Annotated in this window: 18 protein-coding genes; 8 read left to right on the forward strand and 10 right to left on the reverse strand. The window is 71.5% G+C overall.

Annotated features, from left to right (window positions below; all coding sequences use genetic code 11):
• Positions 1-123 precede the first annotated feature (123 nt).
• Complete coding sequence (locus tag ACIBK1_RS11635; RefSeq protein WP_083744146.1) at positions 124-2,196, reverse strand: DNA gyrase/topoisomerase IV subunit B; 2,073 nt, start codon at positions 2,194-2,196, stop codon at positions 124-126.
• 245 nt (positions 2,197-2,441) lie between these two features.
• On the opposite strand from ACIBK1_RS11635, the gene ACIBK1_RS11640 reads away from it, so the two are divergent.
• Positions 2,442-2,672, forward strand: coding sequence for a DUF7455 domain-containing protein (locus tag ACIBK1_RS11640; protein ID WP_030505707.1), 231 nt, complete (start codon positions 2,442-2,444; stop codon positions 2,670-2,672).
• Positions 2,673-2,827: 155 nt separating this feature from the next.
• On the opposite strand, the gene ACIBK1_RS11645 is transcribed toward ACIBK1_RS11640, so the two are convergent.
• On the reverse strand, positions 2,828-3,568 hold the full coding sequence (locus ACIBK1_RS11645; protein WP_036404532.1) for a GNAT family N-acetyltransferase: 741 nt from the start codon (positions 3,566-3,568) through the stop codon (positions 2,828-2,830).
• Positions 3,569-3,712: 144 nt separating this feature from the next.
• A complete protein-coding gene (locus ACIBK1_RS11650) occupies positions 3,713-4,360 on the reverse strand; it encodes a GntR family transcriptional regulator (RefSeq protein ID WP_357319102.1) in 648 nt (215 codons plus the stop codon).
• 38 nt (positions 4,361-4,398) lie between these two features.
• On the opposite strand from ACIBK1_RS11650, the gene aceE reads away from it, so the two are divergent.
• Both aceE and ACIBK1_RS11660 read left to right on the forward strand, forming a co-directional pair.
• Positions 4,399-6,855: a pyruvate dehydrogenase (acetyl-transferring), homodimeric type gene (aceE, locus tag ACIBK1_RS11655; protein ID WP_396734265.1), complete on the forward strand. Its 2,457-nt coding sequence runs from the start codon at positions 4,399-4,401 to the stop codon at positions 6,853-6,855.
• A gap of 73 nt (positions 6,856-6,928) precedes the next feature.
• Positions 6,929-7,678 carry a YaaA family protein gene (locus tag ACIBK1_RS11660; RefSeq protein WP_030505711.1) on the forward strand — a complete coding sequence of 250 codons (750 nt, stop codon included), beginning with the start codon at positions 6,929-6,931 and terminating at the stop codon, positions 7,676-7,678.
• Position 7,679: 1 nt separating this feature from the next.
• Here ACIBK1_RS11660 and ACIBK1_RS11665 read toward each other — a convergent pair whose 3' ends face one another.
• From ACIBK1_RS11665 to ACIBK1_RS11680, 4 genes are all read right to left on the reverse strand, one after another.
• Positions 7,680-8,645, reverse strand: a complete 966-nt coding sequence (locus ACIBK1_RS11665; RefSeq protein ID WP_030505712.1) for a hypothetical protein — start codon at positions 8,643-8,645, stop codon at positions 7,680-7,682.
• Positions 8,646-8,808: 163 nt separating this feature from the next.
• Positions 8,809-10,485 (reverse strand): RNA polymerase sigma factor, encoded by a 1,677-nt coding sequence (locus ACIBK1_RS11670; RefSeq protein WP_030505713.1) that lies wholly within the window; start codon positions 10,483-10,485, stop codon positions 8,809-8,811.
• Positions 10,486-10,703: 218 nt separating this feature from the next.
• The gene (locus ACIBK1_RS11675; RefSeq protein WP_030505714.1) at positions 10,704-12,785 is read right to left on the reverse strand and encodes a SpoIIE family protein phosphatase; all 2,082 of its coding nucleotides are present in this window, start codon (positions 12,783-12,785) and stop codon (positions 10,704-10,706) included.
• Positions 12,786-12,962: 177 nt separating this feature from the next.
• Positions 12,963-13,529, reverse strand: coding sequence for an HhH-GPD-type base excision DNA repair protein (locus tag ACIBK1_RS11680; RefSeq protein WP_030505715.1), 567 nt, complete (start codon positions 13,527-13,529; stop codon positions 12,963-12,965).
• A gap of 173 nt (positions 13,530-13,702) precedes the next feature.
• On the opposite strand from ACIBK1_RS11680, the gene ACIBK1_RS11685 reads away from it, so the two are divergent.
• The 3 genes from ACIBK1_RS11685 (at position 13,703) to ACIBK1_RS11695 (ending at position 16,445) form a co-directional block, all read left to right on the forward strand.
• On the forward strand, positions 13,703-13,885 hold the full coding sequence (locus ACIBK1_RS11685) for a hypothetical protein (protein WP_373320547.1): 183 nt from the start codon (positions 13,703-13,705) through the stop codon (positions 13,883-13,885).
• A 224-nt stretch (positions 13,886-14,109) separates the two neighbouring features.
• Complete coding sequence (locus ACIBK1_RS11690; RefSeq protein WP_036404971.1) at positions 14,110-15,612, forward strand: hypothetical protein; 1,503 nt, start codon at positions 14,110-14,112, stop codon at positions 15,610-15,612.
• Positions 15,613-15,674: 62 nt separating this feature from the next.
• Positions 15,675-16,445, forward strand: coding sequence for a LamB/YcsF family protein (locus ACIBK1_RS11695; protein ID WP_030505718.1), 771 nt, complete (start codon positions 15,675-15,677; stop codon positions 16,443-16,445).
• Between the two features lie 67 nt (positions 16,446-16,512).
• On the opposite strand, the gene ACIBK1_RS11700 is transcribed toward ACIBK1_RS11695, so the two are convergent.
• Positions 16,513-18,216 (reverse strand): ABC transporter family substrate-binding protein, encoded by a 1,704-nt coding sequence (locus ACIBK1_RS11700; RefSeq protein WP_063754529.1) that lies wholly within the window; start codon positions 18,214-18,216, stop codon positions 16,513-16,515.
• Between the two features lie 99 nt (positions 18,217-18,315).
• Positions 18,316-20,664 carry an AAA family ATPase gene (locus tag ACIBK1_RS11705; RefSeq protein ID WP_396734270.1) on the reverse strand — a complete coding sequence of 783 codons (2,349 nt, stop codon included), beginning with the start codon at positions 20,662-20,664 and terminating at the stop codon, positions 18,316-18,318.
• Positions 20,665-20,954: 290 nt separating this feature from the next.
• Here ACIBK1_RS11705 and ACIBK1_RS11710 point away from each other — a divergent pair, with 290 nt between their 5' ends.
• Positions 20,955-22,544: an MFS transporter gene (locus ACIBK1_RS11710; RefSeq protein WP_204053579.1), complete on the forward strand. Its 1,590-nt coding sequence runs from the start codon at positions 20,955-20,957 to the stop codon at positions 22,542-22,544.
• Positions 22,545-22,619: 75 nt separating this feature from the next.
• A complete protein-coding gene (locus ACIBK1_RS11715; protein ID WP_396734273.1) occupies positions 22,620-23,438 on the forward strand; it encodes a DoxX family protein in 819 nt (272 codons plus the stop codon).
• Between the two features lie 77 nt (positions 23,439-23,515).
• On the opposite strand, the gene ACIBK1_RS11720 is transcribed toward ACIBK1_RS11715, so the two are convergent.
• Positions 23,516-24,898, reverse strand: a complete 1,383-nt coding sequence (locus ACIBK1_RS11720) for a sensor histidine kinase (protein WP_156080722.1) — start codon at positions 24,896-24,898, stop codon at positions 23,516-23,518.
• Positions 24,899-24,947 lie beyond the last annotated feature (49 nt).

A 24,947-nucleotide genomic window follows, 5' to 3' on the forward strand; every position in this document is an offset into this window, starting at 1 on the left:
GTACGGCCTGCTCGGGCTCACCGAGGGCGATTCGTCCACGAGGTCGAAACCGGACGCCTGCGAGGTCAAGCCTCGACGGCCTGCTGGGCTCACGACGGTGAGCCGATGCCCGGCGGGCGATCGTCAGGCGTCGATGTGGTCGCGGTCCACCTCGGCGGCGCTGCCGATGATGAACTCGCGCCGCGGGCCCACGTCGCTGCCCATGAGGAGGCTGAAGATGTGCTCGGCATCCTCCACGTCCTCGATCCGCACGCGCCGCAGGACGCGGTGGCGGGGGTCCATGGTCGTCTCGGCGAGCTGGTCGGCGTCCATCTCACCGAGGCCCTTGTAACGCTGCACGGGGTCCTTCCAGCGCTTGCCGCGCCGCTCCAGGTCGCGCAGGACCTTGTGCAGCTCGGCGTCGCTGTAGGTGTAGATGTACTTGTCCTGGCCCCGCCCGGGGTTGGTGACCTCGATGCGGTGCAGCGGCGGCACCGCGGCGAACACCCGCCCGGCCTCGACCATCGGCTTCATGTAGCGGTGGAAGAGCGTGAGCAGCAGGCAGCGGATGTGCGCGCCGTCCACGTCCGCGTCGGCCATCAGGATGATCTTGCCGTAGCGGGCCGACTCGATGTCGAACGAACGGCCGGACCCGGCGCCCACCACCTGGATGATCGCGGCGCACTCGGCGTTCTTGAGCATGTCGGCGACCGACGCCTTCTGCACGTTCAGGATCTTGCCCCGGATCGGCAGCAGCGCCTGGAACTCCGAGTCGCGGGCGAGCTTGGCCGTGCCCAGTGCGGAATCGCCCTCGACGATGAACAGCTCGCTGCGGTCGACGTCGTCACTGCGGCAGTCGACCAGCTTGGCGGGCAGCGCCGAGTTCTCCAGGGCCGACTTGCGCCGCTGGTTGTCGCGGTGCTCGCGGGCGGCGATGCGGGCCTTGGCCGCGGCCACGACCTTCTCGAGCACCGCGCGCAGCTGCTGCTTCTGCCCCCGCTTGGGGTTGGCGAACAGCGCCTTGAGCTCACGGGTGACCACATGGGCGACGATGCGGCTGGCCGCGGAGGTGCCGAGCACCTCCTTGGTCTGGCCCTCGAACTGCGGCTCGGGCACCCGCACGGTGACGACCGCGGTCAGCCCTTCGAGGATGTCCTCCTTGGTCACCGGCTCGTCGCCGTTCTTCAGCAGCCGGGTCTCCCTGAGCTGCTCGTTGATCGTGCGGACCAGCGCCCGTTCGAAGCCCGCGACGTGGGTGCCGCCCTTCGGCGTGGCGATCACGTTCACGAACGAGCGAACGGTCGTCTCGTAGCCCTTCCCCCAGCGGATCGCGACGTCGGCCGTGAGCTCCCGCTCGATCTCCGTCGGCGTCATGTGGCCCTGGTCGTCGAGCACGGGGACCGTCTCGTGGAAGTGGCCCTCGCCCTGCAGCCGCAGCACGTCGCACACGGCCTCGTCTCTGGACAGGAACTCGGTGAACTCGCTGATGCCGCCGTCGAAGCGGAACGTCTCCTCGACCGGCTCCTCGCCGCGGACGTCGCGCACCACGAGCGTGAGCCCCGGCACCAGGAAGGCCGTCTGGCGCAGCCGCACATGGATCTCGTCGAGCGAGACCTCCGCCTCGGGCAGGAAGATCTGCCGGTCGGCCCAGAAGCGCACGCGGGTGCCGGTGGTGTTGCGCGGGGCCGGGCCGCCGTCGCGCAGGCCGGACTTCTTACGGAACTTGGCGGTCGGGCCGTCGCCGTCGAACACGCCGGGCACGCCCCGGCGGAAGCTGATCTGGTGGACCTTGCCGTCGCGGTCGACCTCCACGTCGACGCGCGAGGACAGCGCGTTGACCACCGAGGCGCCCACGCCGTGCAGACCGCCGGAGGCGCCGTAGGATCCGCCGCCGAACTTGCCGCCCGCGTGGAGCTTCGTGTAGACGAGCTCTACGCCGGCCAGGCCGCTCTTGGGCTCGACGTCGACGGGAATGCCGCGCCCGTTGTCACGCACCTCGACCGAGCCGTCGGCGTGCAGCTCGACCTCGATCCGGGTGCAGTAGCCTCCGAGCGCCTCGTCGACCGCGTTGTCCACGATCTCCCACAGGCAGTGCATGAGGCCGCGCGTGTCCGTGGAGCCGATATACATCCCCGGGCGCTTGCGGACGGCCTCCAGGCCTTCCAGCACAGAGAGGTGACGGGCGGTGTACCCCGTCTCCGCGCGAACCGCAGTCACACCCAACTCCTACTTATCAATCGAACACGCGTACGCAGCTTAACGCCACTCATGTTTGTACGCGCACAAGCTTGCCAGGCGCAGCACAATGACCGGCACTTTCGCTGTGATCCCCGTCACTTTACGGATCATTCTGCTCTCGGCGTAGTCGCAGCATGATTGGGAAGGCCCGTATCCGGTTAGATGTTGTCCCAAGTGACTGACGCCAACGTCCCCACAGCGTGGGGCGACCCGAAAGGCGATACGTGACTGGAGCTCTCGCCCCCATCAAGCCGCTGACGGCCCTGGACCGGTGCGACCGGTGCGGTGCTCAGGCCTACATCCGCGCGACCCTGCCCGTGGGTGGGGAGTTGCTGTTCTGCGCCCACCACGGGCGTCAGCACGTGACTGTGCTGCGCGACAAAGGTGCTGAGATCCAGGACGAGTCGGCCCGACTCAGTGAATCCCCCGCGATCGCCCCTGACGGCGAGCGCTGACCCCATAGACGGCGTGCCGGAGCGCAGACGACGACGTCGGCTCCGCGCGCCGTCGCCATATAGGCCATCGGCATAAGCCGCCGACCCGGGCCGCCCGCCCGGCGCGACCGCCGTTCCCCGTTTCCCCCGGGGTCCGCGGCGGTGGCGCCGGCGGGTCAGGACCGCACCCGGTAGTGATAGCGGCCGGCGACGGCGAACCCCTCACGCTCGTAAAGCGCGCGGGCGCCGGCGTTGGCCTCCGTCACCACCAGGTACGCGCTGTCCGCGCCACACTGCCGCCCCCACGCGAGCAGGGTGCGCAGCACGGCCGCGCCCAGCCCGCGCCGCCTGGTGTGCGGCTCGACCGCCATGCAGTAGATCCCGAGCCATCGCCCCTGCGGCACGCCCCTTCCCACCGCGCCCTCCTCGAGGAGGACGTACCCGGCGGGCACCCCGCCGAGGATGCGCTCACCCCACGTCCGCGCCGGGCCCTCCCCGGTGTCGCGATGGCGCCCGCCGTCCACGCTCCACCAGGTGCGCAACCACCGTTCCGACGGCCGGTCCTCCACCGCCGCGCCGACGGCGGCCTCGTCTCCGGAAATCGGCCTGGTCATCACCAGGGTGGGGTCCACGAGGCGATAGCCCCGGCGGCCGAGTTCGTCGTCGAGGCCCGGCGAGGCGCCCATGCCGACCGAGAACACGCAGGGCTGCCCGATGCCCGCATAGAAGCGCTCGGCCCGATCGACCGCCTCCGGCAGATCCGCGCGCTCTCCCAGCGGCAGCACCGAGTTGGCCCGTTTCGTCACACCGCCCGCGTGCCGGTAGACCCAGCCGCCGTCCTCGGCCCGTCCCGGCGCCGGCCATGCCGCGTCGACCAGCAGGTCGAACCGTGCGATTTCCGCATTCACCTCGCTCATCCGCCGCAGCCTAGTTGACCTGCGCTGCGCGGGTCTGGATCCCGTGTCCAGTTGACGCCGGGGTGGACCCTGCCGGTATCGACACCTCCGACTGGGACGCCCTCGCCACTTCGTGCAGGGCATCGCCATGACCGGGCAGAAGGGCTAGATCGTGTCTCCGGGCTCGGCCGGGGCGTAGCCGAGCACGTGCTCGCGGAGCAGGACGCCCACCTCGGGGTCGTCCCGCTCGAAGGCCTCCACCAGGGGTTCGTGGTCGGCGACGTTCTCATGCGGGTGCCGGAACAGGCGGATCGACAGGTGGGACCACACCTCGATGCCGAGCGACTCCCACACCGACAGCAGCACCTCGTTGCCCGAGGCTTTGACGATCTCCCGGTGGAAGGCCACGCCGTGCCGCACCTGATCGTGCAGGGAACCGCCGGCCACCGCGTCGCCCAGGCGGCCGAGGTGTGTGCGCAACGCCTCCACGGGGGGCCTGCCCAGCCGGACGGCCGTCTCCTCCAGGCCCGCCCTCACCTCGTACACTTCGCGGAGGTCGCTCCGGGTGAGCCCGCGGACCCGCGCGCCCTTGTTGGGCGACGACTCGATGAGCCTGAGCGCGTCCAGCTCGCGCAGCGCCTCGCGCACCGGGGCCTGGCTGACGCCCAGTTCGGCCGCCATCCGCCGCTCCACGATGCGGTCCCCGGGCTTCCATCGACCGTGCATCAGGCCGTCGAGTACCGTTTGCCGGATCTGGTCGCGAAGCGGCGATCGCAGGACGGGTTCCACGGGTCCGATGATAGTGGGCACCATACATCCTATGATCGATCATTAGGGTGTTTAATGGATTCATGGAAGAAGACCTGGACCCGCAGGAGACCGCCGAATGGCTCGAATCCCTCGAGGCGGTCCGCCGTGCAGCAGGCCCAGAACGGGCCGACTACCTGCTGAAGCGGCTGGCGACGACCACCCGCTACATCAACACCGTCCCCACCTCCGAGGAGCCCGGCTACCCCGGTGACCTGGAGCTGGAGGAACGCATCGCGGCGTACGACAGGTGGAACGCCGCAGCGATGATAACCAGGGGCAGCCGGCTGGGGCTCGGCGGCCACCTGGCGACCTACGCCTCGGCCGCCTGGCTGTACGAGGTGGGCTTCAACCACTTCTTCCAGGGCGGCCACGACCAGGTCTACTTCCAGGGCCATGCCTCCCCCGGCATCTACGCGCGGGCCTTCCTCGAGGGCAGGCTGAGCGAAGCCCAGCTCGACCTGTTCAGGCGCGAGCCCGAGGGCGGGCTCCCCTCGTACCCGCATCCCCGGTCCATGCCGGACTTCTGGCAGTTCCCCACCGTCTCCATGGGCCTCGGCCCGCTCAACGCGATCTATCAGGCCAGGTTCAACCGCTATCTGCACAATCGCGGCATCAAGGACACCTCGCGCAGCCACGTATGGGCCTTCCTCGGCGACGGCGAGATGGACGAGCCGGAGTCCACGGCCGCCATCACCCTGGCCGCCCGCGAAGGGCTCGACAACCTCACGTTCGTGATCAACTGCAACCTGCAGCGGCTCGACGGACCGGTGCGCGGCAACACCCGCATCGTGCAGGAGCTGGAGGGCGTCTTCAGGGGCGCGGGCTGGCACGTCGTCAAGGCGCTGTGGGGCCGGGAGTGGGACGGGCTGCTCGGCTCGGACGAACTGGTGACCCGGCTGGGCGAGGTGCCGGACGGGCAGTTCCAGACGTTCGCCGCGTCGACGGGCGACTACATCAGGGAGCGGCTGTTCCACGGCCTGGACGTGCCGCACTCGGACGAGGACCTGCGGCGCATCGTCGGCGGATCCCGGGCCGGCCACGAGCCGCAGAAGGTGTACGCGGCCTACCGCAGGGCCCTCGACAACCGCGGCGCGCCCACGGTGATCCTCGTGCAGACCGTGAAGGGCTGGACCCTCGGTGCGGGCATCGAGGCGCGCAACGCCAACCACCAGATGAAGAAGCTCACCCAGGACGAGTTCCGCGCGCTGCGCGACCGGCTCGGCCTGCCGGTGCCGGACGAGGCGTTCGACGACGGCCTCCCGCCGTACATCCATCCCGGTCCGGACTCCCCGGAGGCACGGTACGCCGCCGAGCGGCGCCGCGCCCTGGGCGGGCCCGTCCCCCGCCGCACGGTCTCCCACACCCCGCTGCCCGCCCCGGGCGAGGCGCCGTTCAAGGCCCTGGAGAAGGGCTCGAAGCAGCCGGTCGCCACGACGATGGCCTTCGTCCGCCTGGTCAAGGACCTGATGAAGGAGCCGGAGACGGGACGCCGCTGGGTGCCGATCGTGCCCGACGAGGCCAGGACGTTCGGCATGGAGTCGCTGTTCCCCACCGCCAAGATCTACTCCCCCCTCGGCCAGCGCTACGAGTCCGTCGACCGGGACCTGCTGCTGGCGTACAAGGAGGCGACCGAGGGGCAGATCCTGCTTGAGGGCATCACCGAGGCCGGATCGATGGCGTCGTTCACGGCCGCGGCCTCCAGCTACGCCACCCACGGCGAAGCCATGATCCCCTTCTACATCTTCTACTCGATGTTCGGCTGGCAGCGCACCGGCGACCAGATGTGGGCGCTGGCCGACCAGCTCGGGCGCGGGTTCCTCGTCGGCGCCACCGCCGGCCGGACCACGATGACCGGGGAGGGCCTGCAGCACGCCGACGGCCACTCGCAGCTGCTCGCCTCCGCCAACCCGGCGTGCCTGGCCTACGATCCCGCCTTCGCCTACGAGGTGGGGACGATCGTGCGTGAGGGGCTCCGGCGCATGTACGGCCCCGGCGGCGAGGACGTGTTCTACTACCTGACCGTCTACAACGAGCCGATGCCGCAGCCCGCCATGCCCGAGGGCGTGGAGGAGGGCATCCTCCGGGGCATCTACCGGTACTCCGACGGTGGCGGCCAGGCCCACCTGCTGGCCAGCGGCACCGCGATCCACTGGGCGCTGGACGCGCAGCGGCTGCTCCGGGAGGAGTACGGCCTGGGCGTGGACGTGTGGTCGGTCACCTCCTGGAGCGAGCTGCGCCGCGACGCCATGGCCACCACGGGCGTGCCGTACATCCGGCAGGCCCTGGCCGGGACCGAGGGACCGGTGATCGCGGTCAGCGACTGGATGCGCGCGGTGCCGGATCAGATCAGCCCGTGGATCGACCGGCCCTGGACCTCGCTCGGCACCGACGGGTTCGGACTGTCGGGCACCCGCGAGGCGGTCCGCAGGCACTTCGGCGTGGACCCGCGCTCGATCGCGGAGGCCGTGCTCAAGGCGGTGGACACCGGCCGCGAGTGAGCGACGCCACCCTTCAGGGGCTGCGCCCCGATCGGGAGAGTTTCCCGGTCGGGGCGCAGTAGGCTGCGAAACCGTGCTCATCCTGCTTCCGCCCTCGGAGGGGAAGGCCGAGCGGGGCACCTCCACCGTCCGCCGGCTCGGCTTCCCCGAACTCGCCTCCCCGCGCGAGAAGGTCCTCGACGCCCTCGTCTCGCTCTGCCGGACGCCCGAGGCACGCGACGTGCTCGGCCTGTCGGAGGGGCAGGCCGGCGAGATCGAGCGCAACCTGGCGCTTCCCACGGCGCGCACCCTGCCCGTCGCCGCCCTCTACACGGGCGTGCTGTACGACAATCTGGGCCTGGCCACCCTCTCCCCCGAGGCCCGGCGGCGGGCCGACCGCAGAATCGTCGTGTTCTCGGCGCTGTGGGGCCTGCTGCGCCCGTCCGACCGCGTGCCGCCCTACCGGTTGTCCATGGGCGTACGGCTCCCGCCCATGGGCGGCCTGGCCGCGTTCTGGCGGCCGTCGATCAGTGCGGTGCTCGACGCGACGAAGGGGCTCGTGGTGGACATGCGGTCCGCGACGTACGCCGCCGCCTGGCAGCCCGGCGAACGCGGCGTGGCCGTGCGGGTGCTGCGGGAGGCGGCCGGAAAGCGGACCGTCGTCAGCCACATGGCGAAGGCCACCCGGGGCGTGGTCGCCCGCGCGCTCGTCGAGACCCCCGACCGGCCCCGCACGGCCGGGGATCTGGCCGACCTGCTGACCGGCCTCGGGCATCGGGTGGAACTGGCCGCGCCGGCCGGCCGGGGAAGGCCGCGGACCCTCGACGTGATCGTGGACGAGTGAGTCAGAGGTTGAGCCGGGCGCAGGCCCGGCGATATTGCTGCCCGGGATCGCCGAGATGCGACCAGGGCAGCCGGCTGAAGCGGCCGCCCGTCCTGGCGAGATGCCCGCGCGCCGGACGCCGGAGGTCGGACAGGTAGAAGGCGGCGCCGAAGATGTTGTGCGCCTCGACCGAGCGCGGGTGCGCCCCGCCGAGACGCCGCTCCGCCCAGTGTCCGGCGGCCGAGACGATGTCGCGCTGCGCCTCGAAGGAGAACCAGCCGCCCCGCGACATGGGGGTGCGCGCGGCGGCGACGATCTCGAAGTGGGCCAGCGGCACGAGTGCCGGGAGCGGACTGCCCTCCGGGGCGTGCGCGGCGGCCGAGCGGGCGAAGCCGAGCATCTCCCCGGCGGTGCCGCCCCAGCCGGGCGACAGGGTGATCAGGCGGGCCATGGCCCCCGAATACAGCGTCGGCCACCGGCGGGAGCATTCGTACCAGACCGCGTCCTTGTCGGTGCGCGGCCGGTCCAGCCCGATCGCCAGCCACATCAGGCACTCCCACGGCACCGGATCGCTCCGCGCGATCCCCGCCGCCGTCAGCAGCGGCTGCCTGGCCTGTTCCATCGCCGACCGGTAGGCGTGCTGCCGGTCCGCCTGCACCGCCCTGGCCCGCACGTCGGGCCGCAGATCCCAGGCCTCCTCCAGGCGGGCCCGGCCGAGCCACAGCCAGAGGTCGGGATTGCCCTGGTCGTAGGCGAGCATCGCCTCTATCGACCGGCTCGCTCCGGCGACGGCGCGCGACAGCGCCTCCACCCGCAGCGACCGCGTCTCCGGGTCGCCCCTGCTGTCCGCGAGGACGGCCGCGGCCGGTCTTAGGTCGCCCCGGGAGGCGGCCTCGACCGCCTCGTCGAGCATGGTGTCCGCCCAAGGGCGGTCCGGGATCACTCGTGGCCCCCGAGCACGCGCCCGATCCACTTCGATCACTCCCATGAGGCGCGAGCCTAGGAGCGTCGCCGTGCTCGTGGCGCTACCGCGAGGTTACGTCGGTGTTAAGTCGTCTCCCTTGGATCTTCCGCCTACTGCGGGACGCTCCTACACGTCAACGTCCCCCCGGCCGGTGGTGCGTGGCCGGGGGGACGATCGACTGGTGACGTCAGTCCAGGTAGTCGCGCAGCACCTGGGAACGGGACGGGTGGCGCAGCTTCGACATGGTCTTGGACTCGATCTGGCGGATCCGCTCGCGGGTCACGCCGTAGACCTTCCCGATCTCGTCGAGGGTCTTCGGCTGCCCGTCGGTGAGGCCGAACCGCATCGACACCACGCCCGCCTCCCGCTCCGACAGCGTGTCGAGAACGGAGTGCAGCTGCTCCTGCAGCAGCGTGAAGCTCACGGCGTCGGCCGGGACGATGGCCTCGGAGTCCTCGATGAGGTCGCCGAACTCGCTGTCGCCCTCCTCACCCAGCGGAGTGTGGAGGGAGATCGGCTCGCGGCCGTACTTCTGCACCTCGATGACCTTCTCAGGGGTCATGTCGAGCTCGCGGGCCAGCTCCTCCGGCGTGGGCTCGCGGCCGAGGTCCTGCAGCATCTGCCGCTGGACGCGGGCCAGCTTGTTGATCACCTCGACCATGTGGACCGGGATGCGGATGGTCCGCGCCTGGTCGGCCATGGCCCGGGTGATCGCCTGCCGGATCCACCAGGTGGCGTACGTGGAGAACTTGTAGCCCTTGGTGTAGTCGAACTTCTCGACCGCGCGGATCAGGCCCAGGTTGCCCTCCTGGATCAGGTCCAGGAACAGCATGCCGCGGCCGGTGTACCGCTTGGCCAGCGAGACCACGAGCCGGAGGTTGGCCTCCAGCAGGTGGTTCTTGGCGCGGTGGCCGTCCTCGGCGATCCACTCCAGCTCGGCGCGGACGTCGACGGGCAGGCTGTCGACCTCCTGGGCGAGCTGCTCCTCGGCGAACAGGCCGGCCTCGATCCGCTTGGCGAGCTCGACCTCCTGCTCGGCGTTGAGCAGCGGCACCTTGCCGATCTGCTTGAGGTAGTCCTTCACCGGGTCGGCGGTGGCGCCGGCCGCCGCCACCTGGGCGACGGGCGCGTCGTCATCGTCGTCGGTGAGGATCAGCACCTCGTCCTCGGACTGGACGAGCGCCTCGGCCTTGGGCTCTTCGCCCTCGGCCTCCCCCTCGGACTCGGTGTCGGACTCTTCGGTCTCCGCCTCGGAGTCGATCTCGACGTCCTCGACCTCGATGTCGAAGTCCTCGATGTCGACATCACCTTCGAGGTCGATGTCCTCGTCGTCCTCGGCGATGTCGGCGGACTTCGGCTTGGAGTCGGCCTTGGGCGCCTTACCCTCGGGACCCGCGGTGGGGGCCTCCGGCTTGGCGGGCGCGGCCTTCTTCGGCGGAGCGGGCTTGGCCGGAGCCTTGGCGGCGGGCGGCGCGGGCTTGGCCGGCGCGGGCTTCTTCGGCGCCGGCTTGGCGGCCGGTGCGGAGTCGGTCACCACGGCGGTCACGGTCTCCGGCTGCGACTCCTTGGCCGCCGCGGATTTGGTGGTCTTCTTGACGGGCGCGGTGGTGCGGCGCTTGGCTTGACCTCGAGAACGCTTGGGAGCCGCGGAGTCGGCGGCCGTCACCACGACGGTCACACCCTCCTTGCTGAGGCTGCGCAGGAATCCAGCGGCTTGCGACATCGGGATGTCCGCTTCCTCGAAGGCCTTGCGGACATCCTCGGACTCGAGGAAACCCTGCGAGCGCCCACGCTCGAGGAGCTGCTGAATCACTGGCTCGTTCAGCTCCGACGGCTTCGAGCGAGTCGAACTTGCAGGCGACACGAACACCTCTCGAACGAACGCATGGCGAGAATGGACCCAGGTGCTTCTTCTTTTCCGGTGGTGAGGTCGCGCAGACCGCGACATGCCATTGTGGCACGCCACGGTACGTGATACGGCCGCGTCCCGCCGGTTGCTCCTCCACCCTAGGCCGACCGAGACACTAGTGCGTACGGAAGGAGGTCACTGATACCCGAAAGCAACCGTTATGCCTGATTCATTCAGTCACTCTTCGTGGCCGGTGGCACGTGGACCGCGAGTACCGTTACATCATCGTCCTGTTCATACCCGGACAGCATGTGGTCCACCAGGAAATCGAGCAGCATATTCGGGCTGCTCAGGACCTCCGGGGGCGCTTCGGCCACGACGGACGAAAGCTCCCTGAGTCCGGCGTCCAGCCCGCGCTTGCGGTTCTCCACCAGGCCGTCCGAGTACAGAACGGCGGTGTGACCCGGCGGCACGCAGAACCGGAACTGCTTGCGGCTCGTGGCCCAGCCGAGCGGAGTGCCCGGCTCGGTCTCGTGCAGCAGCCCGACGCCCTGCGGCGAGACCAGCAGCGGCGGCGGGTGACCGGCCAGGGCCAGCGTGCCCTCCCCGGTCCCGGGCTCGACGACCATGTACGCCAGGGTGGTGACCTGCTCCTCCTCCTCGGTCGCCTCGAAGACGCGGTCGAGCCCCGTCAGCACCGCGGCCGGGGGCGGGTTGGTCAGCGCGAGCGCGCGCATGGCGTTGCGGATCCGGCCCATGCCGGCGGCGGCCTTGACGCCCTTGCCCATGACGTCGCCCACCACGGCCGCCACCCGGCCGTCCTGCAGGACGAACGCGTCGTACCAGTCGCCGCCCACCTGCACGTGACGGGAGCCGGAGCGGAAGCGGTAGGCGAGGGTCAGCCCCCGCACCACCGGCAGGCGCTCGGGCAGCAGGCTGCGCTGCAGCGTCTCGGCCGTCTTGTGCTCGCGCTCGAAGAGCGTGGCCCGCTCGACCGCGAGGGCGCACTGCCCGGCGAGAGCCTCCAGGAAGACGCCGTCTTCCTGCGAGATCTTCTGGGTCCGCGTGAACGAGAACCGCAGCGCGCCGAGCGCCCGCCCGGCCGCCAGCAGCGGCAGGCCCACCCAGGCCCGCTCGTCCGTCTGGGTGAGGAAGCCGGAGATCTGCGCCTCGTCCGCGCCGGCGTCCACGAGCTGGGCGCGCAGGCTGTCCGGCGACTCGGCGAAGACCGGGCGGCGGCTGTTGACCGCCATCGTCATCACGTTGGGGTTCGCGAGGTCGATCTCCTCGCCCCGGTTGTCCGGGGTGCCGCCGCTGCTGATCAGCTTCAGCGTCGCCCGGTCCAGGTCGAGCAGGGCCACGGACGAGTGGTCGGCGGCGAGGGCCGTACGGCCGACGTCGATGATGACCTGCACCACCTGCTCGACGGTGAGCGCCTCGGCGAGCTGGGCGGTCGCGCCCTGGAGGCGGGCGGTGCGCAGCGCGGCGGCGCCGAGCTGGTCGGTGAGGCGGCCGCGCATCTCCTCGGCCTCGCGCTGTGGCGTGACGTCGGTGTTCGCCCCGACCCACTCCACCACGCGGCCGTGCCTGATGATGGGCACGGCCCGCACCTCGAAGTGCCGGTAGCCGCTGGCCCGGGTGCGCACCCGGTAGCTCCACTCGAACATCGTCCGGCCGCGCAGCGCCTCGCGCCACGCCTCCTCGGTGCCGGGGCGGTCGTCCGGGTGCACCGCGTCCAGCCAGCCGTGGGCGAGGTACTCCTCCAGGCCCTGGCCGGTGATGGCCCGCCACTGGGGCGCGTCCTCGGCGACCGCGCCGCTGGGCGAGGTGATCCACACGAGCTGCTGCTGCGACTCCACCAGCGAGCGGTAGCGCTCCTCGCTGCGCTCCAGCACCTCCTCGTTCAGCTGCCGCTCGGTCACGTCCACGCCGAAGAACGCGGTCCCGACGACGCCGTCGTCGCCGCGCATCGGGTAGAACGACACCGTCCAGTGACGGGTGTCGCCGTTCCCCGCGCGGGTCCTGATCCGCTGGTCGGTGACCGGCAGCGACTCGTCGGCGATCCGGCGCAGCGCCCCATCGATCATGGTGGTCAGGTCGGCCGGCAGCAGCTCGGACGGTTGGCGGTCAAGATGCAACTCGACAGGATGGCCGGTCAGCTCGGTAAAGGTGGAGTTGACCCGGACGAAACGCCCATCCGGGTTGAAAAATGCGAAGGCAAACGGCGCCTCCGACATCAGGCCTCTGAAGAGGTCGGAGTCTGATATGTCCAAACCGGGCTCCCGGGGCCGGGGCACGGAGGTTTCGGCGCTCATGGTCGGCACCTCCGTCGCGTGCCAGCGTCTCCCACGAGGCACATCTCCATAACTGTGATTGGTAGCGCAGATCTGCCCTACATCATGGGCGATCGGCATGCGCGGACGGAAGCCCCGCCCGCCATGCGGTCAACGCATCCTGTCAAAAGACCGGCGTCTCGCGCAGGAGGATCCGGCCTACTTCTTGGCCGCCCGCTTCGCTTCCTGCTTGGTCGCGCGGACCAACTGCAGGCTCTCGGCGTCGACGACGTCGGCCACCGACCGGTGCACCCCCTCCTCGCCGTACGGCCCGGCCGCCTCACGCCAGCCGTCCGGGCGCACGCCGCACTGCTTGCCCAGCAGGGCCAGGAAGATCTGGGCCTTCTGCCGGCCGAATCCGGGGAGTGCCAGCAGCCGGCGCAGCAGCCCGGCACCGTCGCGGACATCCTGCCACACCTTCTCGGCCGAGCCGTCGTAATGCTCGACGAGATAGGTCGCGAGCGCCTGGACGCGGGCCGCCATGGCCTTCGGATAACGGTGGACCGCAGGCGTCGCCGCGAGCAGAGCCGCGAACTGCTCAGGATCATAAGAGGCGATCTCACGCGCGTCCAGGTCGCGGCCGAGCCGGTCGGCGATCGTACGTGGCCCCGCGAAGGCCCGCTCGAGCGGCACCTGCTGGTCGAGCAGCATGCCGATGAGCAGTGCGAGGGGGCTGCGGCCGAGCAGCTCGTCGGCCTCGGGATCCTGGGCGAGCCGGATGCGCATGGGATCAGCTTCCCACGCGGCGGCCCGCCAAGGCTTGACACCGCCGGGGAAAGAGGTGGAATAAGGGGCGGCAGGTCCCCATTCAGCGAGGAATGCAGTCCATGCCCGTACTCGCAGCACGAATCAGTGGCGGCCCATCACCGGAGCCTGGTCTCCGTGAACCGGCGGAACTCGTGACCCACCGGCTGGCCGCGGAATTCCTGACCGTCCCCCTGTCCGCAGTCGCCAGGTGCGTCGCCGACACCTGGGCCTGCGGCGAGCATCTGGGACTCGACGTAACACCGGAGATCGTCGAGCGGGTCGCCCGGGAACGCCTCCTGGGCATGGTCAACTCGGCGCCGCCTTCCCGGAGGTGAGGTGCCGCGCGGCGATCGCCCGGCGGGCGTCCCGGCCGTGCCCGTACGGCGGGCACGGCCGGGGCGGCAGATAACGGGGAAGTCACCGGGCCGTGTTCCTGATGCCCTTCGCGGCGGGAATGCGAGAGGGTGGTCACCGTGAGCGAGCGGAGCGAGATCTCGTGAGTCGCCGGCGCCGACGTGACCCCCGGGAGACCCGGCCGCCGGACGACGTGTTCGCGGAGATGCTGCTGGCGGCCAGGGAGCTGCTCGCCGTCCGCAGCCCGCTCGACGCCGAGCTCATGGTCTCCGACATGCTCGGGGCGTGGTGGGGCAGGCGGCTGCGCGGCGGCGACGTCGAGCAGATCCTCGGCGAGGGGCTGGTGGACTACGCGGCCAAGGCCGGCACGCCTGCCGCGCTCACCCTGCTCGTCTCCGTCGCCTACCTCGGCACCGCCCGCCAGGCGGCCAAGGCGGAGGGCGCGGCGCTCGCGCTGATGGAGTCGGACGTCGCCAGGCCCCGCTGGGCGGACCGCGTCGGCGCGGTCAAGCCGACCGGCTGCTACGTCTCCAGGGACGTGTACGGCGACCAGGACACCGTGGTGTGCACGTTCGCCTACAACGGCGAGGACAGGCACGCGCTCGTCGTGGTCGTCGACTACAACATGGGCGGCATGGCCCGCGACGCCTGGGTGTCGTCGCAGGTCGACAAGCTGCTCGAGCAGGCCAGGCTGGAGGCCGCGGGCAACGCGCTGCTGCGGTTCGAGGAGCTGGAGCCGCAGCAGGCGCGGGCGCTGCTGGAGTTCGCCATGAAGGCCACCAGGGCCGCCGCGCACGGCCGCACGGGGCGGAAGCTGGTGAGCGACAGCTACAGCGCCTACCACGCCTTCGCCCGGGCCCGGATCAAGGCGCTGCCGCCCGGGCGGATGCGGCCCGCCCCCGCGCACACCGAGGCGCCCTACAGCCGCGACCGCCGCGCGATGCTGGCGGCCGAGTTCCTCGCGTCGGACGCGGCGGAGAACCTGTCGGACCCGTCGGCCGCCTCCCGGTGCGCCGACCACATCATCGACTACGGCTGCGACCAGGACTTCGGCCGGCCGATGCGGGTGAGCCCGACCAAGTGCGAGACGTTCCTGCTCGACTGGCTGCCGCGCAAGGTCCTGCTCAGCCCGTCGGAGCAGGACGCGATGCCGCACGTGCTGTCGGCGTGGGTGCGTTTCGCCGGCCCCAGGATCGGCCTGCCCGATGAGGGGGTCCGGGCGACGCTCGACGCGGTCTGGGAGGCGACGGCCCGCTTCACCGAGGCCTACCGGGACCCGACCACCTTCGGGCTGGACCGCTCTCTCGTGGAACGGCTGCTGCCCGACGGCGACCTGTCCGCCCTGGCCCGGCGGGCGTTCGCGTTCCCCCTGCTGCAGGGCATGCGCGGCTCGACCAGCCTCGACCTGCTGAACCCGGCGGACGAGGCCGACCGGCGCATCCTGCTGGAGATCGACCACGCCGACGAGCTCGGCCGTACGGACCTGGAGGAGCACCTCGCCTGGCACGAGGAGATCGCGAGCCGGCTGTGGGTCGGCGACCCGCCGCAGCTGTGGGAGGCCGCCCAGCGCCTGATCGACCTGGGGCACGACCGGCACGACGTGCTGCACGTCCTCATCGAGATCGCCGAGCGCATCGGCGACCATCCGGACGAGCTGGCCGCCGCACTGGACGACATCGCCGACATCCCGGACGAACCTCCCGCCTGACCGCGGCGACCCCTCTCCCTGCGGCAGGATGGAGACCGCACCGAGCTGCGGGAGGCAGGGCGATGAACGCTGGTGTGATGGACCTGAACGCCGATCTCGGAGAGGGTTACGGGATCTGGCGGCTCGGGGACGACGTGGCCCTGCTCGACCTGGTCACGAGCGCCAACGTCGCCTGCGGCTTCCACGCGGGCGACCCGTTGATCATCCGCCGCACCTGCGCGGCCGCGGTGGACCGCGGCGTGGCGATCGGCGCCCAGGTCTCCTACCGGGACCTGGCCGGCTTCGGCCGCCGGGAGATGGAGGTCGACCCCGAGGAGCTGTGCTCCGACGTCCTCTATCAGCTCGGCGCCCTGGACGGCATGGCCAGGTCGATGGGCGGGCGGGTGTCGTACGTGAAGCCGCACGGCGCCCTGTACAACCGCGCCTGCCGGGACGAGGAGCAGGCGGAGGCCGTGGTGGCGGCCGTCGCGGCCTTCACCGCCGCCGCGGCGCTGCCGATCCTCACGCTGCCCGGGTCGGCCCTGTCGCGGGTGGCCGCCCGGCACGGCGTGCCGACGGTGGCCGAGTGCTTCGCCGACCGCGCGTACACGCCCGAGGGGACGCTGGTCCCCCGGAGGCGGCCGGGGGCGGTGCTGCACGATCCGGACGAGGTCGCGGCCCGCGCCGTGCGCATGGCCACGGAGGGCGTGGTGACGACGATCGAGGGCGGCGAGGTGCGCGTCGGCGCCCGGTCCGTCTGCGTGCACGGGGACACGCCCGACGCCGTACGGATCGCCACCGCCGTCCGCAAGGCGCTCGTGGAGGCGGGCGTGACGGTGGAGCCGTTCACGTGACCGCCGGGCCTGTCCGGGCACCCACGGCTCGCCTCCGGCGCGCCGGAGGCGACCCGTGGGCGGCCGCTCAGGAGGCGTAGCCGATGTCCTCGTACCTGAGGTCGAAGAACCCGTTGGCCCCGATGTTGGCCAGCGCGGACCGCACGGCCACGCCCTGGGGGCTCTGGTAGAGCGGCAGCACGTTGACCTTCTTCCAGACCAGCCCGTCGGCCTCGTTCAGCAGGCCGGGCACCTTGCCGGGGTCGAGCGTGCTGCCGGCGCGGTACATCGCCTCGTCGATCTGCTTGCTCCCGCTGCGTCCGAGGTTGGAGTACCACTCGACGTCGTCGCCCCGGCCGCCGGTCTCACCGTTCGCGTAGATGTCGAAGGCGCTCGACACCGGGAACGGCGTGCTCGGATAGGCGAAGGCGGTGATGTCGAAGTCGCCGGGGATGAGGTGCTTGCCGAAGAAGTCGTCGAAGGACACCTTGCGCACGTCGACCCGGATGCCCACGCGATCGAGCATCTGCCGGGCGACGTCGGCCTCGACGCCGCTCATGACGATGCCGTCGGGGACGACGAAGCGCAGCGTGAGCGGTTTGCCGTTCTTCACGCGGGTCTTGCCCGACAGCTTCCAGCCCGCCTGGTCGAGCAGCCTCCCGGCCCGCTTCGGGTCGTACGCGCCGATCTCCCCGGCGTTGGCGCGATAGCCGTACTGGCTGTTCATGAGGAAGTGGTTGTCCAGCGTCACGGTCGGCCAGCCGAGGCCCTTGAGGTCCACCTGCATGAGACCGCGGCGGTCGAGCGCCGCCGCGACGGCCTCGCGCACCCGCGCGTCGGCCAGGATCGGGCTCTCCCCGTTGAAGGTGAACTGCCGATACTGGGTGCCCGCGGCCTGCCGGATCACGGCGTCCCAGGCCTCCCTGACCCTCGCGTAGTCGTCGGGGGACGGGCCCACCTCGAAGAGGTCCACATCTCCCCGGGTGAACGCGTGGACCATCTGGTCGGGACGCACGGTCCGGAACTCGATGCCGTCCAGCTTGGCGCGGTTGCCCCACCAGGCGGGGTTGCGGGTGAGCGTGACCGTCCTGCCCTTGGCGTCGAGGCGCTGCACGCGGAACGGCCCCGCGGTCACCGGGATGCGGTTGATCCAGTCCGCGTTGAACGCCGCCGCGGTCGCGTTGGTGGTGCTGGGATACAGCGGCGTGAACAGGGACTGCCACTCGTTGAACGGCTGGGCGAGGGTGACCACCACCTCGCGGTCGCTCGCCCCCCTGGCCACGCTCTGGATGTTCTCGTACGCGATGGTCGAGTCGACCCGGTAGTCCCGGTCGCGGCCGCTCATGGCCTTCCACTGCGCGGCGAAGTCCGTCCAGGTGATCGGCCTGCCGTCCGACCACTTCGCCTTGGGGTTGATGGAGTAGGTGACGACCTGCCGGGGGGAGGTCGCGGTGATCCTGGCGTTGGTCACGTAGTCGGTGTCGAGGGTCAGCCGCCCGCGCTCGTCGGACCGGAACGTGCGGGGCATCAGCGCGTCCGTCACCGCCTTGACGCCGGTGCCGTCGCCGTCGATGTGGTTGCGGTTCCACTGGGTCGGGAAGTCGGTGAGCCCCCACCGGAGCGTGCCGCCGTCCTTCACCTTGTCACGGGCCAGCGGATTGATGTCGTACGCCTTGACCGGGGAGGGAGCGAGCCCGTTGTCCGGTTCACCCGGCCCCCGCTGCACGCCGCAGGCACCGGCGGCCCACAGAGCGGCCAGTGTGGCCAGGACAACCGGCCATCGTGCTCTCACGTGCTTCTCCGATCCTCCAGCTACCATACGCAGTCGATTAGTAGCAGGAAGTGACGGCCTGCGGCCATCGGGACACGCGTCCGGGGGTTCCCTACGCCGTCAGGACAACTCGTCTACCGCGCTGCGGACGTCCTCGCTGGTGATCGTCGTCAGCTCGGCGGCGTTCGCCGACGCCTGCTCGGCGAGCCGGACGTCGCGCCGCAGCGCGGCCCGCTCGTACAGCGACCGTGCGAAGCGGCCGTTGCCCAGCCCGTCGATGAGCCCCTCCCGGCACACCCAGTCGAAGACGTCGGCGAGGTCGCGGGCGGCCGAGGCGTCGAACCTGTCCCCGCTCCCGGAGGCGAGCAGCTCCGCGATCTCGGTCAGCTCCGACGGCCTGTAGGAGGGGAACGACACGCGCTGGTTGAACCGGGAGGCCAGGCCGGGGTTGGTCGCCAGGAAAGCGTCCATCTCGCGCTCGTAGCCCGCCAGGATGATGACCACGCGGTCGCGGTCGTCCTCGGCGCGCTTCAGCAGGGTCTGCACCGCCTCGGCCCCGAAGGCGTCGCCCCCCGAGTAGCCGGTGTTGACCAGGCCGTAGGCCTCGTCGATGAACAGCACCCCGCCGAGCGCCCGGTCGACCAGCTCGTTCGTCTTGATCGCGGTGGCACCGAGATGCTGGCCGACCAGGTCGGCCCGCGACGCCTCGACCACGTCGGGCCGGGCCAGCAGGCCCAGCGCGGAGAAGATCCGGCCGAGGATGCGCGCGACGGTCGTCTTGCCGGTGCCCGGAGGGCCGACGAACACGAAGTGCCGCATCTGCGACTGGACCGGCAGGCCCTGCTCCTGGCGCATCCTGGCCACCTTGAGCTGGGCGGTGATCGCGTGGACCTGCCGCTTGACCGGTTCGAGGCCGGCCATCGTGTCGAGGTCCGCGAGCGCCTCGTCCAGGGTCGGGGTGACCTGGTAGCCGCGGTATCGCGCGGTGATCTCGTTGAACGCCTTGGTCACGTCGTCGGCGGTGGTGGTGACCAGGTCCTCGCCGCGCGGCGCCCCGCCCGCGCTCACCACGCGGACGTCGCGGGCCTGCGCCGCGGCCTCGGTGAGGCTGCGGGCGAAACGAGCGTTGCCGAGGTCGTCGACGAGCCCCCGGCGCTCCACGTCCTCGAACAGCCGGCGCAGCACGGGACGGGCCTCGGGGGCGAGCCGGTCGCCCCGGCGCTGCTGCAGCGCCTCGGTGATCTCCAGCAGCTCCGCGGGGCTGTAGCTGGGGAAGCGCACCCGGGTGGCGAAGCGGCTCGACAGCCCCGGGTTGGACGCGAGGAAGTCGTTCATCTCCCGCTCGTAGCCGGCCAGGATGACGATGAGCCGGTCACGGTCGTCCTCGGCCCGCTTGAGCAATGTCTGCACGGCCTCCGCGCCGAACCGGTCGGGCTGGCCGTCGCCCGAGTTGATGAGGCTGTACGCCTCGTCCACGAACAGGACGCCGCCGAGCGCGCGGTCGATCAGCTCGTTGGTCTTGATCGCCGTGGCCCCCAGGTACTCCCCCACGAGGTCGGCCCGCTGCGCCTCGACCACGAACGGCGTCTCCAGCAGCCCGAACGCGTAGAAGATCTTGGCGAGCGACCTGGCGACGCTGGTCTTGCCGGTCCCGGGAGGGCCGACGAACACGAAGTGGCGCATCGGCCGCTCGTTGGCGTAGCCGGCCTCCCTGCGCAGCCGGGCCGCCTCGATCGACGCGGCGATGGCGCGCACCTGCTCCTTGACCGGTTCGAGGCCGATCATGGACTCCAGCTCCGCGAGCGCCTGCTCGACCGTGATGGGCGGCGGAGCGCCGGTCTCGGCCGCGGCGGACTGGTGGCCGCCCGCCCTGCCGCGCACCTGCACCTGGGTCTCGGCGCCCGCCGCCTCCCGCTCCGCCTCCGCGCGCACCCTGCGGGCCAGCACCAGGCGGTAGAGGAGCACGGCGGCGGCGACGCCGTACGCGCCCCACAGGGCGGCGGACGACGACAGCGGCGACAGCGACAGCGCGACGACGCCGGCGGGCGCGAGGGCCATCAGTGTCGTCAACCATGGCGGGACCCAGCGGATCAGGTGGGCCGCGACGCCGGTCAGCGCGCCCAGCAGCATCAACGCGCCGGGCACGATCGACTGCCCGCCGAACACGCCCATGAACAGCGGCAGCAGCAGGCCCCACCCGGCGAGCACGAGCACGGTCGCGGCGGCGCGCGGGTAGCTGAGCGCCAGCACGAGGAAGCACAGCGCCAGGAACGTGTAGATGAAGGTGGGCGCCAGCGACCAGTTGAGCGCCGCGGCCAGTCCCATGGTGGCGACGAGCAGCACGACGAACAACGCGCGTCGCGCGAACGGCGGAAGTTGGAAATAGCGGAAACGCACCTGTTCGAACAGATCACGTGCCGCAGTCCGGCTTAAGAGGCTCGCCGCCCGTGCCCTGTCGGAGTCCCGCATCGACGCCTCCCCGCTTCGACCCCGGTTATACCGCACGTGCGAACGGAATGGGTGGACCCATGCGGCACGGTGAACCCTGCACGTCGCCGGAGCGGGACGCCCGCCCGAGCCGGGTGGTACGCGACTACCGGATGCGGGCGGATTGCTCCGCGTGACCACCTGGGGTGATACGGATCCGGCGATTTGTTCCCGACATCACCCGAAGGGCTGAGAGATCCGCTTCCCATGGCCTAAGCTGCCACGCATGTTCCAGCCGGCCGGGATTTCGGAGCAGGAGCACTGAGCGGGCTATGATCATGGTTTCGGTCGAGTCCGCCACCGTCCGCGCCGCGGGTGCCCTGCGGGAGCACAGGGCGAGCCGGTGGTCGGTGCTCGTGCTTCTCTGCTTCAGCCTGCTCCTGATCGCGGTCGACGCGACCGTGCTGCACATCGCCGTCCCGGCGCTCACCGCGGCCCTGGAGCCGTCGTCCGTGCAGCTCCTGTGGATCATCGACATCTACTCGCTGGTCGTCGCGCCGCTGCTGGTGACGTTCGGCACGCTGGGCGACAGATATGGCAGACGGCCCTTCGTGCTCGGTGGCTACGTGGTGTTCGGCCTGGCCTCGCTGTCGGCCGCGTTCGCCGCGACGCCGCTCGCGCTCATCGTCTCGCGGGCCTTCCTCGGCGTCGGCGGCGCGATGATCATGCCGGCGACGCTCTCGATCATCCGGCAGGTCTTCACCGACCGGCGCGAGCGGGCGATCGCGCTCGGCGTCTGGAGCGCCGTCGCCGCCGCGGGAGCGGCCGTGGGGCCGCTGATCGGCGGGGTCCTCGTCGAGCACCTGTGGTGGGGCGCGGTCTTCCTCATCAACGTGCCGCTGCTGCTGGTCGCGTTGCCGCTCGCCGTACGGATCCTGCCGGCGTCGCCGCGGCGGGCCGACCATCCGTGGGACGCGCTGAGCGCGGCGCTGTCCACCGTGGGCATCCTGGCCGTCGCGTTCGGGCTGAAGGAGGCGGGGTCGGGGCACACCCTGGGCCGCGGGCTCTCGCTCGCCGTGCTCGTGGCCGGTGTCGCGCTGCTCGTCTGGTTCGTTCGGCGGCAGCGGCGGCTGCCGTTTCCTCTGCTCGACATCGGGCTGTTCGCGCAGCGCGGCTTCGCGACCGGCGTCGGCTGCGTGTTGCTGTCCATCTTCGCGCTGGTCGGGCTGGAGCTGATGCTGGCGCAGTATCTCCAGCTCGTGCTGGGGCTGTCGCCCCTGCAGGCCGCCGTGCGGATGCTACCGCTCATGGTCGCGGCGATCGCGGGCGGCTTGGCCGCCGCGCACGTGCTGGGACGCGTCGGGCTGCGCGCGACGGTGGGCGGCGGCCTCGCCCTGACCGCGCTGTCCCTCACCCCCGTGCTGACCTGGGGAACCGAGCAGCATCCGGTGATGCTGACGGCCTGCTTCGTGGGGATCGGCTTCGGCGTCGAGGTCGCCCTGCTGGCGGCATCGGACACGATCATGGCCACCGTGCCGGAGTCGCGGGCCGGGGGCGCCGCCGCGATCGAGGAGACGGCCTACGAGCTCGGGGCGGGCCTCGGCATCGCCGTGCTCGGGACGATCACCACGATCGTGTACGCCCCCTCCCTCACCAGCGTCCCGGGGATCCCGGCCGGGCTCATGGCGCAGGCGCGCGAGTCGCTGGCCGCGGCCGCGCACGTGGCCGACGAGACCGGCACGACCGGAACCGCGCTGCTCGAGGCCGCCCGCGCGGCCTTCGTCACCGCCCTGCACTCCACCATCGTCGTCAGCCTGGCGCTGCTCGCGCTCACCGCGCTGGCCGTGGCCCTGCTGCTCCCCCGCCACGTTCCCACCCCCGCGAGCGCCGATGCCGAGGAGTCCGACGGCGTACGGACCTGAGCGGGCCGGACGCATGACGGCGGCGCAGTCGGGGAAGTGTCCGGGCAAGTCACCCCCCACCCAGAGTGAGAAGCCGTGAAGAGAACCTTGCACGACTTAGCCTCGCTGGCCGCCCGCATGGGCGTCGGCGGGATCTTCTTCGCCAACGGCTGGCAGAAGCTCGAAGCCGGCCTCAACGCCACCGCCGACCAGTTCACCGCGCTCCAGGCCCCGCTGCCCCACGTGTGGGCGCCGGTGACCATGCTGACCGAGCTGGTGGGCGGCACGCTGCTGATCGCGGGCCTCGCCGTGCCGGCCGTCGGGCTGCTGCTGTTCGCCGAGGCCCTCGCGGTGTTCGTGGTCACGGCCGGAGACAACGGCCTGCCGCTCACCGGAGGCGACATCGAACTGATCGTGGCCCTCGGAGCCGCCTCCGTGCTGCTGGCCGTCACCGGCGCGGGCCGGATCTCCGTCGATCACATGGTGGTCATCAAACGGCGCGAGGCCGAGGCGGCCGGAGAGTTCGCGGCCGACGCGGAGGCCGACGCCGTCATCGCGGCGCTGCGTCCGCCACGACCCGGCGAGCCGGGCGCGGGCGAACCCCCGGCCCGCACTGCCCCGGCCCGCCCCGCCCCGTCCGGGCCCGCTTCCGGGGACCGGCAGTCCAAGCCCGCCCCCTCCGCCGGCTCGCCCGCGTCGCCGAACCCGGCACCGGCGGGCGGCTCCGGCGAGAGTGCGGGCTCCACCGCGGCCGGAACCGGGGCCGGAACCGGGACGGCCACAGGGCGGCGTGACGAGGAGCGGCCCGGCGAGGAGGCTCCGGCCACGACGACGGTACGCAAGGCCACGCCTCGCCAGCGGCGCACCCGGCGAGAGGACGAGACGACCACGGAGAGCCGGGCCGAGGCTCGCTGACGCCGGGTCAGGCGTACGGGCCACGGGCGCGGCCCTGGACTCCGGTATGCGGGATGCGCAGGGGCCGGCCGCCCCGGTCAGGGCTCCCGGGAGAGCGGCAGGCGCAGGAGGAAGCGCGCGCCGCCCGGGCTGTCGATGATCGTCAGCGTGCCGCCGTGACTCTCGGCGATCTGCCGGGCGATGGGCAGGCCCAGACCCGCTCCCCCGGCGTTCCTGCTGCGGGCCGTGTCCAGCCGGGTGAACCGCTGGAAGACGAGCTCCCGCTGGTCACGTGAGATCCCCGCGCCGTCGTCGAGCACTTCGAGCACGGCGACGCCGGAACGGAACCGGGGGTCGCCGTCGAGCGGGTTCTCTCTGCGCACCTCCAGCCGTACGGTGGTGACGGCGTGCCTTTCGGCGTTGTCGAGGAGGTTGGTGACCAGGCGGCCCAGCCGGATGCGGTCTCCCCGGACGACCACACCGGGAGTCAGCTGCGAGACGATCCTCCTGAGCGGACGGCGGGCGTCCAGTTCGGCGGCCACGAGCCCGCCGAGGTCCAGCGGCTCACGCTCGCAGGGCGCGCCCGCGTCGAGACGGGCGAGCGTCAGCAGGTCGGAGGCGATCGCCTGGAGCCGTTCGAGGCTCTTCAGCACGGCCGGACCGATCTCCCGCAGGTCGGACTCCTGCGGCGCGAGCAGCGCGTCCTCCACCTGCGCGCGGATGGCGGTGATCGGGCTGCGCAGCTCGTGGGACGCGTCGGAGGTGAAGCGCCGTTGCTGCTCGAGCGTCTCCTCCAGCCGGTCCAGCGTGTAGTTGACGCTCTGCGCGAGGTCGTGGATCTCCCCCTTCGCCTCGGGGACCGGCACCCGCCGCCCGAGGTCCGAGGCGTTGATCTCGTCGAGCTCGGCCCTGATGGCCCGCACCGGCGACAGCGCCCGCTTCACGCTGCGCCGGGCGCCGTACGCGACGGCGGCCGTGACGAGCGCGGATCCCGCGGTCAGACCGGCCACCAGGCCCGGCGGCACGTCGAGTTCCTGGACCGGCGCGGCGCTGTAGACGGTCCAGTCTCCGCCGTTGGCGTAGACCTGCTGCGCGACCACGATGTGACACCCGTCAGCGCCGAAGACGCCACCGCAGACCTCGCGCGTGGCCTTGCGGCTCGGCGCCGTGGGACGGAAGGTCGCCATGGCCGGCTTTCCGGCGATGTCCGGCGTCGCCGAACGCACCCTGCCCTGCGGGTCCACCACCTGGACGGATTGATCCGGCCCGCTGGGGGGCAGCACGCTCCCCGCCTGTCCATGGTCCACGAGGTAGGCGACCCGCCCGCCCGCCGCCGTCACCCTCAGCAGAAGGCTGTCTCGCGCCGCCAGGTGCAGGGACCACACCAGCACGATCGAGAACGCGGTGCACAGCAGGGCGACCACCGTGCCGGTGAACAGCGCGATGCGACTCCTGACCGACCAACGATCCCAGAAACCCACGTGATCGCCCACTCACGCCGTGGCCGAATTAACCATGCGTAAGAAATTT

This window comes from Microbispora rosea, assembly GCF_044460045.1.
Lineage (GTDB): Bacteria > Actinomycetota > Actinomycetes > Streptosporangiales > Streptosporangiaceae > Microbispora > Microbispora rosea.

Coding starts and splice junctions, on each gene's coding strand:
- aceE (WP_396734265.1), top strand. CDS start 4,399: ATGGAAGAAGACCTGGACCCGCAGGAGACCGCCGAATGGCTCGAATCC.
- ACIBK1_RS11650 (WP_357319102.1), bottom strand. CDS start 4,360: ATGGTGCCCACTATCATCGGACCCGTGGAACCCGTCCTGCGATCGCCG.
- ACIBK1_RS11665 (WP_030505712.1), bottom strand. CDS start 8,645: ATGGGAGTGATCGAAGTGGATCGGGCGCGTGCTCGGGGGCCACGAGTG.
- ACIBK1_RS11645 (WP_036404532.1), bottom strand. CDS start 3,568: ATGAGCGAGGTGAATGCGGAAATCGCACGGTTCGACCTGCTGGTCGAC.
- ACIBK1_RS11675 (WP_030505714.1), bottom strand. CDS start 12,785: ATGAGCGCCGAAACCTCCGTGCCCCGGCCCCGGGAGCCCGGTTTGGAC.
- ACIBK1_RS11695 (WP_030505718.1), top strand. CDS start 15,675: ATGAACGCTGGTGTGATGGACCTGAACGCCGATCTCGGAGAGGGTTAC.
- ACIBK1_RS11680 (WP_030505715.1), bottom strand. CDS start 13,529: ATGCGCATCCGGCTCGCCCAGGATCCCGAGGCCGACGAGCTGCTCGGC.
- ACIBK1_RS11690 (WP_036404971.1), top strand. CDS start 14,110: ATGCTGCTGGCGGCCAGGGAGCTGCTCGCCGTCCGCAGCCCGCTCGAC.
- ACIBK1_RS11710 (WP_204053579.1), top strand. CDS start 20,955: ATGATCATGGTTTCGGTCGAGTCCGCCACCGTCCGCGCCGCGGGTGCC.
- ACIBK1_RS11705 (WP_396734270.1), bottom strand. CDS start 20,664: ATGCGGGACTCCGACAGGGCACGGGCGGCGAGCCTCTTAAGCCGGACT.